General features: G+C 62.1%; 12 protein-coding genes and 1 pseudogene. 9 read left to right on the forward strand and 4 right to left on the reverse strand.

Annotation, left to right across the window (positions count from 1 at the left end):
* Positions 1-31 precede the first annotated feature (31 nt).
* From OO306_RS11870 to OO306_RS11900, 8 genes are all read left to right on the forward strand, one after another.
* Entirely contained in the window at positions 32-727 is a 696-nt protein-coding gene (locus OO306_RS11870; protein WP_265968799.1) for a M949_RS01915 family surface polysaccharide biosynthesis protein, read from the forward strand.
* Positions 728-788: 61 nt separating this feature from the next.
* A complete protein-coding gene (locus OO306_RS11875) occupies positions 789-1,118 on the forward strand; it encodes an aspartate-semialdehyde dehydrogenase (protein WP_085273530.1) in 330 nt (109 codons plus the stop codon).
* A gap of 67 nt (positions 1,119-1,185) precedes the next feature.
* A complete protein-coding gene (locus tag OO306_RS11880) occupies positions 1,186-1,347 on the forward strand; it encodes a hypothetical protein (protein ID WP_176515004.1) in 162 nt (53 codons plus the stop codon).
* Between the two features lie 135 nt (positions 1,348-1,482).
* On the forward strand, positions 1,483-1,599 hold the full coding sequence (gene ccoM / locus OO306_RS28340; protein WP_003254862.1) for a cytochrome c oxidase subunit CcoM: 117 nt from the start codon (positions 1,483-1,485) through the stop codon (positions 1,597-1,599).
* Between the two features lie 181 nt (positions 1,600-1,780).
* Positions 1,781-3,769 (forward strand): FUSC family protein, encoded by a 1,989-nt coding sequence (locus OO306_RS11885; RefSeq protein ID WP_265968801.1) that lies wholly within the window; start codon positions 1,781-1,783, stop codon positions 3,767-3,769.
* Positions 3,756-3,962 (forward strand): DUF1656 domain-containing protein, encoded by a 207-nt coding sequence (locus OO306_RS11890; RefSeq protein ID WP_027594247.1) that lies wholly within the window; start codon positions 3,756-3,758, stop codon positions 3,960-3,962. The genes OO306_RS11885 and OO306_RS11890 overlap by 14 nt, the downstream gene beginning before the upstream one ends.
* Positions 3,963-3,997: 35 nt before the next feature.
* The gene (locus OO306_RS11895) at positions 3,998-4,867 is read left to right on the forward strand and encodes an HlyD family secretion protein (protein ID WP_265968803.1); all 870 of its coding nucleotides are present in this window, start codon (positions 3,998-4,000) and stop codon (positions 4,865-4,867) included.
* A 160-nt stretch (positions 4,868-5,027) separates the two neighbouring features.
* A complete protein-coding gene (locus OO306_RS11900; RefSeq protein ID WP_186702577.1) occupies positions 5,028-5,348 on the forward strand; it encodes a DUF2025 family protein in 321 nt (106 codons plus the stop codon).
* Between the two features lie 45 nt (positions 5,349-5,393).
* On the opposite strand, the gene OO306_RS11905 is transcribed toward OO306_RS11900, so the two are convergent.
* Both OO306_RS11905 and OO306_RS11910 read right to left on the reverse strand, forming a co-directional pair.
* On the reverse strand, positions 5,394-7,982 hold the full coding sequence (locus tag OO306_RS11905; RefSeq protein WP_265968804.1) for an EAL domain-containing protein: 2,589 nt from the start codon (positions 7,980-7,982) through the stop codon (positions 5,394-5,396).
* A 56-nt stretch (positions 7,983-8,038) separates the two neighbouring features.
* Positions 8,039-9,112 (reverse strand): diguanylate cyclase, encoded by a 1,074-nt coding sequence (locus tag OO306_RS11910; RefSeq protein ID WP_099430962.1) that lies wholly within the window; start codon positions 9,110-9,112, stop codon positions 8,039-8,041.
* A 130-nt stretch (positions 9,113-9,242) separates the two neighbouring features.
* On the opposite strand from OO306_RS11910, the gene OO306_RS11915 reads away from it, so the two are divergent.
* Complete coding sequence (locus OO306_RS11915; RefSeq protein WP_265968805.1) at positions 9,243-10,337, forward strand: MBL fold metallo-hydrolase; 1,095 nt, start codon at positions 9,243-9,245, stop codon at positions 10,335-10,337.
* 3 nt (positions 10,338-10,340) lie between these two features.
* Here OO306_RS11915 and OO306_RS11920 read toward each other — a convergent pair whose 3' ends face one another.
* Together OO306_RS11920 and OO306_RS11925 are read right to left on the reverse strand one after the other, a co-directional pair.
* A complete protein-coding gene (locus OO306_RS11920) occupies positions 10,341-11,237 on the reverse strand; it encodes a formate/nitrite transporter family protein (RefSeq protein WP_099430238.1) in 897 nt (298 codons plus the stop codon).
* A gap of 94 nt (positions 11,238-11,331) precedes the next feature.
* A pseudogene (locus OO306_RS11925) lies at positions 11,332-11,644 on the reverse strand (hypothetical protein); the annotation flags it as partial.

Below are 11,644 nucleotides of genomic sequence, written 5' to 3' on the forward strand. Positions count from 1 at the left end.
ACCGTCTTGTAGACGAGGGCCGCGCACCAACATGTCCGCCAAGCACCGCTGGTTGAACGTATCCCTGGCCGTGAGCAGCCTTGTGCTGCTGGCCGGCTGCGAGCAAAAAAGCTTCGAGACCTTGCCGGCGATTACGCCCGGGCAGCTTGAGGCACTGGGCGTGCAGACGCCGATCAAGAGCGTGCACTTTCGTGACCGCGACGGCGAAGGCCTGCTGGTGCTGAGCCGCACCGACGGCCAGGCCACCGACGCGGAAAACCAGCAGGAAGTGGACAAGGTAGTGCTCAAGGCCACGCTGTATGGGCGCACGGCCGAAAGCGATGCGTTCAAGTCACGTTGGCAGATCGAGCAGGAAACCACCTGCCCGGGGCTGGACCTGGACGTCGACTTCTATTCCGATGTCAGCGATGTCAGTGACCTGAACAAGGACGGTATCGCCGAACTGACGGTTGCCAGCCATGCCTTCTGCGGCGGCGGCATCGACCCTCACGATATCGCCATCGAAATGCGCGAAAGCCAGGCCATCTACACCATTACCGGCCAATCGCTGATCACCCCGGCGGGCGAGGAGCCGATCGGCGGCGAGCGCGAAGACAGCGCCTCGCTCAAAAGCGCGCCGCAGGTACTGCGCGAGCACATGGACGCGGTCTGGCAGCAGGTCTACAAGCGGCCCTGGAGCGAGGCGAGCCCGCCGAGCGATGACGACCCCGATGACGAAGTCGAATAAGCGTTGTCTCTATTCAAGGTAGGACAACGCCCGCCGATACAGGGGTAATAGGAGACTTTCCATGTTGCCGCCGATTATTCCGCTCAGTGCAGCCCCGGTAACCTCGCAACAGGACCCGGTCAAACCCACTCCCGACATCAAGCCGGTGGTCCCCGCGCAGCCGACTTCCGGTGAAAGCGCCATCAACCTCAAGCAGCAGCGCGACCCGCAGGAGCAGGCCTTGATCCTGCGTGATGAACAGCGTCGTCAACAGCAACGTCGGCAAAAAAGCGACAGCGAGCTTTACAGCGCGTTACCGGGCGATGAAGTCAACGCCGACAACACCGTGCCGGTCGCCCCCTTGATGGGCGAGAGCCCACGCCAGGGGCTGTTGGTCGACATCGAAGTCTGACGCGGGGCTGGTCAGCGTCACTGGCTGGCTTCATCATGCAAGTCTCTGTTGATCGTCGAGCCCACCCATGAGTCAAGACAACCTCATCGATTTCGATGCCGAACGTGCCAAGCGCGTCCACGACCTCAAGGAAAAGCGCCTGAACGAAGTGCGCCAGGCCTTCGAGCAAGCCATGCCCCTGAGCACGGCAAAGAAAAAGAAGCCTAAGGGCAAGCCCAAGAAGCGCTGAAACTTGACGCAGGTCAACCCTGCGCCCGCCTCGCGTGCCCGGTCCCGGGCACCATTGACCCCGGTCAATTTTCCCCGCCCCCACATTCGTTACCTTGCATCCATCGGACAACGGCAAACGAAGAGGGAGGCCGACATGTTCTTCGACAACGTGGTTATCGCAGGTGTGGTAACGGTCGGGTTGATGGTCGCATTCTTTGCCGGTCTGGGCATTTTCATCTGGAAGGACTCGAACAAGCGCAAGCCGCGCTGACCTTCCGGGTTCACGAGCACGCAAGGCATTTAGGGCGACTTCGGTCGCCCATTTTTTTTGCCTGCTAAAAGTTGGGCAGCGCATCTCAATAAAGATGATTAGCTAGCTAATTAATCGTTTCCGCATTATCCTTCGCTTCATTGTCTATCGTTTACCTGATCATCCCCGCAAGGTCCGCCTCGTGCCCATCACTCTCCAGGCCCTGTTCGCACCCAGCAGCCTCGCCCTCAAGTTCGCCATCAAGACCGTGCTCGGTGGCGGCCTGGCGCTTTGGCTGGCGATGCGCTGGGGGTTGGAGCAGCCGTCATGGGCATTGATGACGGCATTCATCGTGGCTCAGCCGTTGTCCGGCATGGTGGTGCAGAAGGGCCTTGCGCGCCTGGCCGGCACCTTGGTCGGCACGTTCATGTCGGTAGTTTTTATCGGCTTGTTCGCCCAGACGCCAGGCCTGTTCCTGATCACCCTCGCGCTGTGGCTGGCACTGTGCACGGCCGCGTCAACGCAGCTGCGCAGTGCCTGGGCCTACGCCTTTGTGCTAGCCGGCTACACCGCCGCGATCATCGCCCTGCCGGCGATCGACCACCCGTTGCAGGTGTTCGACCAGGCCGTGGCGCGCTGCACCGAGATCTGCCTGGGGATTTTCTGCGCTACCGCCACCAGCGCCCTGATCTGGCCGCTGCGCGTGGAACAGCAACTGAGCGGGCAAGCCCGGCAGGCTTGGCAAAATGGCCTGCAGGCGGCCAGTGCCATGCTGGGGGGAGAGGATGAAGCGCGCAAAGGGCTGCTGGAAAGCCTTGGGCGCATCGTCGCCATCGACAGCCAGCGCGAACATGCCTGGTTCGAAGGCAATCGCGGGCGTCAGCGGGCGCGCGCCATTCGCGGCCTGAGCCAGAAGCTGATGGTGCTGCTGCGTATCTCCCGTTCGGTGCGCCGGCAGTGGCGCCAGCTCGATGAAGGTGAAGCCCGGCACCTGGCGCCCTGGCTGGAGGCGGTGCGCACGCAGTTGGGTGCACCCGACCAACCCGGCCTGTTGCTGTTGCGCCAACGCATCTGGGATGCCGCCCATGATGAGCAGATCAGCGCTGCCGAACATTACTGCCTGGCGCGCATGACGCTGTTGCTGGACTACGCGATGGCTGCGACCCAGGCGCTGGACGACGTCGAAGCGGGCAGGGCGCCCAAGGATGTGTCCCAGGGCCTGGCCGCACACCGCGACTGGTCGCTGGCACTGTTGTTCGGTTCACGCAGCGCGCTGGCGTTTCTGGTGATGAGTGGCTTCTGGCTGGCGACCGCCTGGCCCTCTGCGCCGGGCGGCCTGGTGCTGACCTGTGTGGTCTGCAGCCTGTTTGCCAGCCGCGAAAACGGCGCTCAGATCGGCCTTAGTTTCTTGCGCGGCATCTTTTTGGCGATCCCCGCGGCGTTTCTGGTCGGGCAGATTCTTTTGCCGCAGTGGAGCAGCTTCGCCATGCTCTGCCTGGGCATGGGTGTGCCGCTGTTTCTGGGGGCGCTGGGCATGGCCCACCCGCGTACCGGCGCGACCGCGACTTCGTATTGCCTGCACTTCATCGTGTTGGTATCGCCGCTCAATGCCATGCAGTTTGGCGTGGCCAGCATGCTCAACAGCGCGCTGGCGATGCTGGTGGGCGTGTCTGCTGCGGTGATGGCCTTTCGTTTGTTGGTGTTCCGTCACCCGGCCTGGCTGGGCCGGCGCTTGCGGGCGGCGACCCAAAGCGACCTGGTGCGCCTGACCCGGCGCGACCTGCGTGGCGCCGACAGCTGGTTTGGCGGGCGTATGGCCGATCGCCTCTTGCAACTGGCGCGGCATGCCGGCGAATTGCCCGAAAGCGAGCGCAAGCGTTGGGATGACGGCTTGCACGGCCTGGACATCGGCGACGAACTGGTGCACCTGCGCATGTGCCTGGCGGTCGCCCAGGCGCCGTTGGGCCGCGCTGAACGCGAGTACCTGCAGCAGGTGGAGGCGGTGCTGGCCAAGGGGCCGGCGCCGGGCCGCGGGCAACGGCTGGACAGCGCCAGTGAACAATTCATCGCCGCCTTGCGTCGGCTGCCGGCAAGCGACCCCTTGCGCCTGGCTGAAGGTGCAGTGCTGCAGTTGCAGAAGAGCTGGGGCAAATGGTGCCGCTGGCAGGAGGACGTGCATGGGGTTGCGTGAATGGGCGCTGGGCGGTGTGCTGCTGAGCCCGTTTCTGATTTATGTGCTGCTGGCGTTGGTGCTCACCGGGGTGTTGCGCTTGTTGGTGCAAGCCACGCCGTTGGGTCGCTGGATCTGGCATGAAGCGCTGTTCGACGCGGCGTTGTTCGTGTGTGTGTTGTTCCTGGTGGTGCGAGTACTAGGGGCTGCATAAAGGCTCTTGTAACGATTTTTGTAAGGAGTGATTCAATGCGTGCCGCCGTACGTACCCTGGTAACCCTGTGTGTGGTGGCCCTTGCCCTGTTGGCAGGCTACCAGCTGTGGCAGTACTACATGCTGACACCCTGGACCCGCGATGCCCGGGTGCGTGCCGACGTGGTGGTGATCGCACCTGACGTTTCCGGTTGGGTGCGTGAGCTCAAGGTGCATGACAACCAGCAGGTCAAGGCGGGCGATTTGCTCATGAGCATCGACCGTGAACGCTTCCAGGCAGCCTTCGACCAGGCCAGCGCCGTGACCGAGACCCGCGCCCAGCAACTGCGCTTGCGCGAGCGCGAAGCGGCGCGGCGTACTGCCCTGGGGCCGGAGGCAATCAGTGCCGAGCTGCGTGAAAATGCCCAGATCAACGCCGCCATCGCCCGCGGTGAACTGCATGAGGCCGAGGCGCAACTGCAAGTGGCCAAGATCAACCTGGCGCGCAGCGAAGTGCGGGCGCCGCGCAGTGGCCATATCACCAACCTGCGCCTGGCCCAGGGCAACTACGTGAACACCGGGGAGTCGGTGATGGCCTTGGTGGACGATTCGACTTTCTATATCCAGGCCTACTTTGAAGAAACCAAACTGCCGCGCATCCGCGTCGGTGACACGGTCAAGGTCTGGCTGATGGGGGCGGGCGAGGCAATGCAGGGGCATGTGGAGAGCATCAGCCGGGGTATCACCGACCGCAACAGTAACCCGGACAGCCAACTGTTGCCGGAGGTGGAGCCGACCTTCAACTGGGTGCGCCTGGCGCAGCGGATACCAGTGCGGATCCGCCTGGACGAGATCCCGCAGGGCATGAACCTGAGTGCCGGCATGACTGCCAGCGTGCAGGTGCATGAGGACCAGGTTACGCAATGAAGGGAAGGCCGAACCCTCTTACGGGGCTGCCGGCGGCTGGCGGAAAACCTTGGCGAATGCGCGGTGACTTGCGTTAGGCTGGCCGCTGCGAGTTGCCCGGCAGAGGCGACCGTTTGCAGCCCGGCGTGCGTCACTTTCGACTTGATTGCGAGGTTACGGCATGGCCATCACTTCCCAGGACATCTGCAACGCGGCGGAGCAGCTCAACGGTTTCGTTGGCTTTCATGGCAAGCGCGGCGTTCATATCGTGCGTTTTTCCGAGGACTCGTTCGGCATGGACGTGGCCGACGACAGTATCACCCCCTGCAGCGAATTCGTCTGGCGGCCCGAGCAAGGCCCGCGCATGGCGTTGTGCCGACAACGCCTGGCACTGTTGCTGGACCAGCATGTGGATGACCGCTTGAACATTGGCGAGCCCTTGCGTACTTACCTGCGGCGCAGTGATTTGCCCGAGATCGTGGCCGAGCGCAACAAGCGCTGACGCCCTGCTGTTCAGGGGGGCAGCCTTGTTCTGCGAAGGCTGCCTTTACGGCAGGCGCCTGGCCGAGCCTGTGGGCGCCTGTTGCAGCAAGGCTTCGAGCGCTTCTTTAGGTAAAGGCCGGCTCAGGAAATAACCCTGCACCTCATGGCAGCCGTCCTTTTCTAGTGTTTTGAGCTGCTGTTCACTTTCTACGCCCTCGGCCGTCACGGTCAGCCCCATGGCTTCACCCAGGTTGATGATGGCTTGCACCACGGCGCGATCATTGCCACTGGTGTTGTTCAGCCCAGCAATGAAGCGTTTGTCGATCTTGATGCTGTCGAACGGGTACGTGCGCAGATAGCCCAGCGATGAGTAACCGGTGCCAAAGTCATCCATGTTCAGGCGAACGCCCAGCTCCTTTAGCGAAAGCATGGTGCTTAGCGCGCCTTCGATGTCGTTGAGCATCACGTTTTCGGTGATTTCCAGTTCAAGGCGCTGGGCGGGGAACGCGGTTTCCAACAGGATCTCGCGCACATCGGCCACCACGTCGCTGCGCAAGAACTGCGCAGGTGACAGGTTTACCGATATCAGCAGGCCCTCCGGCCAGTCGTGGGCCGTGCGGCAGGCTTCGCGCAGCACCCAGCGGCCCAGCGCGACAATGATGTCGCTCTGCTCGGCCAGCGGGATGAAGGTGTCTGGCCCGAGCAACCCCTCCTGCGGGTGCTGCCAGCGCAGCAGGGCTTCGACCGCGACGATGCGCAGGTCGCCCAGGCGATAGCGTGGCTGGTAATGCAACGCGAATTCCTGGTTTTGCAGGGCCCGGCGTAGATCATTCTCCAGTTGTCGGCGGTACTGGATCTGTTTGTTCATTTCGGCGGCGAAGTAGCGCCAGGTGTTCTTGCCCTCCGCTTTGGCCTGGTACAGCGCGATGTCGGCGCAGCGGATCAGTTCGCCGGCATCGAAGCCCAGGGTGCGGCTCTGGGCGACGCCGATGCTGGCGCCGATATGCAGGGGCTGGTTGTCGAAGACGATAGGTTGCTGCAGCAGGCTAATCAGGCGGGCGCAGAAGCGGTCGACTTCAGTGCGGTTATCCATGCCATTGAGTACCAGGATGAACTCGTCGCCACCCAGGCGCGCGACCAGGTCGACATCGCGGGTGGTGTCGCGCAGGCGTGTCGCCACCTCTTGCAGCACAGCGTCACCGGCGGCATGGCCGAGGGAATCGTTGATCGGCTTGAAGTTGTCCAGGTCCAGCAGCAGCAACGTGAGTGGGGGCGAGTCGCTGCCGCGCAATAACAACTGCTCAAGGTGCCGAGCGAGTTTGTTGCGGTTGGCAAGCCCGGTCAGCGGGTCATGCAGTGACAGGTGCTGGATGCGTGCATGGGCGTCGACTTCGTCAGTGATGTCGCTGGCGGTGCCGCGAAAACCCGTCGGTTTGCCGTCGTACCAGATTGCCCGCGCCGAGATGCGGCAATAGCGGTTTTGCCCATTGTGGTCACGGTAGGTACAGCGCAGGTTTGCCAACTGCTGTGGGTCGGCGGCGGCCAATGCGTCCAGCCAGGGTGAGAGTGGCGTGGTGTCGCAGGCCAGCAGCTGGTTTACCGGCTGGCCCAGCCAGTCGTCCACCGGGTAGCCGGTGACGCTGACGAAACGCTGTGAAAGATAGGTCAGGCGTTGTTGTCGGTCGGTTTCCCAGATCCAGTCGGATGCGGCTTCGGCGACGGCGCGAAAACGCTGCTCGCTGGCCTCCAGGGCCTGGTTGCTCTGCTGCAGGCGCGCCAGGCTAAGGTCGATGGCGCGGGAGCTGCGCAAGGCGTGGCGGAACAGGTAAAGCATCACCAGGCCGAGTATCAGCAGCGCGCACAGCAGCGGCGGCAGCATCGCCCACAGCAATTGCTGGCCCGGCAGCGGGCTGGTCCAGGCCAGGTGGAAGCCGGTATCGCCCAGCGCGATACGCTGCTGGCCGTGCTCGCCGGTAGCATCTTTCTCGAGATGCATGCCCGCCAGGCCGGCGCCGGTACCCAACCGTGTGAGTTTGTCGTCGGTCAACTGGTCGACGAACAGCATGACGGGTGCCTGGCGCACTTCGCTGTCCGACACGTCCTTGTCTGGGCGTACGGCCGCGGCGCTGAGCACGGCGGGCCATCCGTTGAACAGCACGAACCGGGTGATTTGTTCGCGGGCGCTGGCAGCCCCCCGCGCTTCATTGATGATGGGTTGCAGCGGCGCTTCTATATAAGTGCTGGCGCTCGCTTCACTGGGCTTGCCTTTGAACAGGGCGTAGGTGGTGCGCTGGTCGTCCACCACGAACACACCTTCGTAGCCACTGGCGCTGTATAGCGATTCCCCGACGTTCTTCTCTTCATAGGCCCACTGCCAGTCCGCCTTGCCGGCCAAGTGTTCAAAGGCGGCATCCCACACGGCATAGCTGGACAGGAACTGGCGTGAGGCAAGCAGCCGTTGCTCGAGGGCTTGCGAGGCATGGAAGGCGCTGCGCTGTTGCTCTTGGTGATCGAGGGTGGCGGCGATGTTGAGCAATGCGCCCAAGGTGACCAGGCAGGCCAGGCCAAAGACCACGCAAAAGCCTGCAATCAAGCGGCGAACTTGAAATCGGGGTGTGGGTAGGGTGGGTGGAAGGTTGGCGGTCCTGGCCATGTGCGGGTGACTCCTTCAAGAACAGCAGCCTCCCGCAAGGCAATCAGGAAGGAGGTTCAGTCAGGATAGGCCAGCCTGAGGCCGGTGGCCTCGCGTTGCGCGAAATTGACCTGGTCGCGGCCAGCGTGCTTGGCGGTGTAGAGCGCCTTGTCGGCCTGTTCGAGCCAGTGTTCGGGGGATTCAAGGTCGGCGTCGAAGGCAGACAGGCCGATGCTGAGGCTGATCCGCAAGTGTGGTAATTGCGGGTTGCGGTAGCTCGCCACCCGCTCGCGCAAGCGCTCCATGGCCAGGCAGGCCTGGGCCTCGTTGGTGTCCGGCAGGATCACGCAGAACTCGTCGCCACCGTAGCGCCCGGCCTGGTCGACCTCACGCAGGTTGCGTTTGAGCTCTTCGCTCATCTGGCGCAGGACGCAATCGCCGACTACGTGGCCAAACGTGTCGTTGATGGTCTTGAAGTGGTCGATGTCGATCAGGGCGATGACCGCCTGTTGCTGCTGTTGCTGGCAGGTCTGGAACTTGAGCAGCAGCAGGTCTTTCCAGGCACCGTGGTTGAGCAACCCGGTCAGGCTGTCGGTAAGGCTTAGCGCACTGAGGCGGCGCTTGTGCTCTGCCAGTTTGATTGCCAGGCGGTAGCAGACCCAGCCCAGGGCCAGCGGGTAGAGCGTCAGCATGGGCAAGCACGCGTAAACCTGCAAGGGCGTGGCAGTGAGTTGCAAGCCAGGGCCGAGCACGAGCGTGGCCAGGAGCATGCCGGCAAGCTGGGCCAGCACGCCGCGAACGACCAGGCGCTTGCCGCCTGCGGCCACGTTGTTCATGGTCATCATCGACAGCACGGTCACGCTGGGCAGTGGGTTGAAGTGCATGGCGGCGGTCCAAAAGCCGCCCATCAGCGAGTCCAGCAGCAGGTTGCGCTGTTCTGCCTGATAAGGCGCTGCCGAGCGCATCGCCCACCGGTAGGCTAAATGCGGCCAGACAATCCCGTTGAAGAGCACCAGCAGCCAGACCCAGGTAGGCGGCGATAGCGGCGCCATGGCAGCCATTACACTGAACAGGCCGATGCCCATGCCGATGATGCGCGGCAGGTAGATGCGCTTGACGAAAGAAAGGCCCTTGCCGCTGCGGTTGTCCATCATGGTCATCGTTCTTCTGCTAAGGCGCCGTTTATCGCATAACGCGTGTGAATATTGTTGAACAGTGTTTCATCTATGAAAAATGACCTTACAAGCCAATTCACGGTTGATCTGATCACTGTGGGGTAATATGAAGGCTTTCCTGTTGCTTGGAGTGCTCATGCTCATGGTTCCCATGGCTAACGCTGCCGGCGAGTCGGCGCCTCAACGGGACGGTCGTTTCCATAATCAGGCCAGCCTGCCTCAAGACGGCGTGATGAAAAAGCTGCGCATCGGCCTCAAGTACCTGTTTTTGCGCAAGCCGCCCGACACTCGGCCCTCCACCCCTCTCCATGTGCAGCCCATGACCCGGCAGCAGGTGCTTGATGCACCTGATCACAGCCTGTGGCGCCTTGGCCATTCCACGATATTGCTGAAGTTGCGTGGGCGCTTCTTTATTACCGACCCGGTATTCGCCGAGCGCGCCTCACCGGTGCAGTGGGCAGGGCCGCAACGTTTCCATGCGCCACCGCTTGGCCTGGACGAACTGCCGCCATTGGCCGCGGTGATCCTGTCCCATGATCACTTCGATCATCTGGATGAGCAGGCGATTCGACGGCTTGCCCCGCGTACGGGGGTGTTTCTGGCACCGCTTGGGGTGGGTGACCTGCTGATCGAATGGGGGGTTGCAGCAGACAAGGTGCGCCAACTGGACTGGTGGCAGGACACTGAAGTTGAAGGGGTACGCTTTGTCGCGACCCCAGCACAGCACTTTTCAGGGCGTGGCCTGTTCGACAGTAACCGGACCTTGTGGGCGTCCTGGGTGGTGATCGATGAACAGCTGCGGTTGTTTTTCAGCGGCGATACAGGCTACTTCGAGGGCTTCAAGCAGGTCGGTGAGCGTTTCGGGCCTTTCGACCTGACTCTGATCGAGACCGGGGCCTATAACGTCGCCTGGCCGAGCGTGCACATGCAGCCGGAGCAGAGCCTGCAGGCACACCTCGACCTGCAGGGGCGCTGGATGCTGCCGATTCATAACGGCACCTTCGACTTGTCCACCCATGCCTGGCAAGAGCCATTCGAGCGCATCCTGGCCCTCACTGAGCAAGCGCAGGTGCGGCTATGCACCCCGCAGATGGGCGAGCGGGTCAGCCTGGACTCGCCGCATGCCGGGCAGAACTGGTGGCAGCCCAAACCTGCGCATCAGCGAGAGCGGTCGACAGAGCGCGCCGTGGCGGAGCGCTGAGGGTCATTTTTCAGTGTCTCGCTGGCGAGGTGAGGGCGGCTTCTGGTCGTCCAGTAAACGCGAAGGCGGTTTACCGCTGTCACTGCGCACCTGCGCATGGCTGATCAGCGCGAAGATGAAGCTGCCACCAATGATGTTGCCGGCGAGGGTCGGCAGGGCGAATGCCAGCAAGAAGCTGCGCCAGGTCTCTTCACCGGCCCAGACCAGGTAGGACACTTCCACCGAACCGACGACAATATGGGTGAAGTCACCCAGCGCCATGAAGTAAGTGATCATCAGGATGATCCAGATCTTGGCGTGCTCCATCGACGGGATCATCCAGACCATGGTGGCGATCATCCAGCCCGACACGATGCCTTTGGCGAACATCTGGCCGATGTCGTTCTTCATTACCTTGCGCCCGACCTCTAGGAAGGCCACGTCGGTCTTGCCGTCGAAGATCGGCAGTTCCAGCATGACCCAGGCCACCAGCAGGGTGCCGGCCAGGTTGCCGAGCAATACCACGCTCCATAGGCGCAGCAGGCGACCCAGGTTGGCCAGGGTAGGCGAGGTCATCACCGGCAGCACGGCGGTGAGTGTGTTCTCTGTAAACAGTTGCTGGCGAGCGAGGATCACCGCCAGGAAACCTGCACTGTAGCCAATGCTTGCAATCACCTGGGCGCTGTCGCCCTCGGGGAGGCGGGCATAGAACAACCCCATGGCCATGAGCGAGAGCCCCATCGACAACCCGGCGGCCAGCGCTGACCACCACAGGGCTGCGATCGTGCGCTCAAGCTCTTGGTCGCCCTGGTAGCGAATGATCTCATGCAGCACCGCTGCCCTTGGCGGCTGGTTATGGCTGACCTCCTGCTCTTCGTCCGCCGACAGGCCTGGCGTTTTCTCGCTTTGCGTCTCGCTCATGGTTGCCACGCTCCGTGGGGTGTTTATCTACAGATCGGTTGCGTGTTCATTAGTTGCGAAGGGCGGGCAAACACTACTGGAAAGTTTTTTTAGATCAGGGTGTTGACTCTGATTTCAAAGCGCGTATTATTCGCCTCCTCGCAGCGATGAACGCTTCGGGGCAAGCGGCAAGTTGTTGAAGTTGAAAGCTTTCGAAAGAAAGCGAAGTTAAAAACTTCAAAATAAACGCTTGACAGCAAATGAGGAAAGCGTAGAATGCGCGCCTCGGTTTAGACGAAAAGCTCTTAACCAAACGCTCTTTAACAAATTGAATCAAGCAATTCGTGTGGGTGCTTGTGAGTACGGACTGATAGTCACAAAGATTATCAGCATCACAAGTGACCATGCGAGAAATCACATAGTCATTT

Origin of the sequence: Pseudomonas sp. DCB_AW, assembly GCF_026240895.1 — a bacterium.
Classification (GTDB): domain Bacteria; phylum Pseudomonadota; class Gammaproteobacteria; order Pseudomonadales; family Pseudomonadaceae; genus Aquipseudomonas; species Aquipseudomonas kermanshahensis.

What these genes read in the sequence shown, in the direction of transcription:
- OO306_RS11920 (WP_099430238.1), bottom strand. Translation starts at nt 11,237, where the DNA reads ATGAGCGAGACGCAAAGCGAGAAAACGCCAGGCCTGTCGGCGGACGAA.
- ccoM (WP_003254862.1), top strand. Translation starts at nt 1,483, where the DNA reads ATGTTCTTCGACAACGTGGTTATCGCAGGTGTGGTAACGGTCGGGTTG.
- OO306_RS11915 (WP_265968805.1), top strand. Translation starts at nt 9,243, where the DNA reads ATGAAGGCTTTCCTGTTGCTTGGAGTGCTCATGCTCATGGTTCCCATG.
- OO306_RS11905 (WP_265968804.1), bottom strand. Translation starts at nt 7,982, where the DNA reads ATGGCCAGGACCGCCAACCTTCCACCCACCCTACCCACACCCCGATTT.
- OO306_RS11880 (WP_176515004.1), top strand. Translation starts at nt 1,186, where the DNA reads ATGAGTCAAGACAACCTCATCGATTTCGATGCCGAACGTGCCAAGCGC.
- OO306_RS11900 (WP_186702577.1), top strand. Translation starts at nt 5,028, where the DNA reads ATGGCCATCACTTCCCAGGACATCTGCAACGCGGCGGAGCAGCTCAAC.
- OO306_RS11895 (WP_265968803.1), top strand. Translation starts at nt 3,998, where the DNA reads ATGCGTGCCGCCGTACGTACCCTGGTAACCCTGTGTGTGGTGGCCCTT.
- OO306_RS11870 (WP_265968799.1), top strand. Translation starts at nt 32, where the DNA reads ATGTCCGCCAAGCACCGCTGGTTGAACGTATCCCTGGCCGTGAGCAGC.
- OO306_RS11875 (WP_085273530.1), top strand. Translation starts at nt 789, where the DNA reads ATGTTGCCGCCGATTATTCCGCTCAGTGCAGCCCCGGTAACCTCGCAA.
- OO306_RS11890 (WP_027594247.1), top strand. Translation starts at nt 3,756, where the DNA reads ATGGGGTTGCGTGAATGGGCGCTGGGCGGTGTGCTGCTGAGCCCGTTT.
- OO306_RS11910 (WP_099430962.1), bottom strand. Translation starts at nt 9,112, where the DNA reads ATGGACAACCGCAGCGGCAAGGGCCTTTCTTTCGTCAAGCGCATCTAC.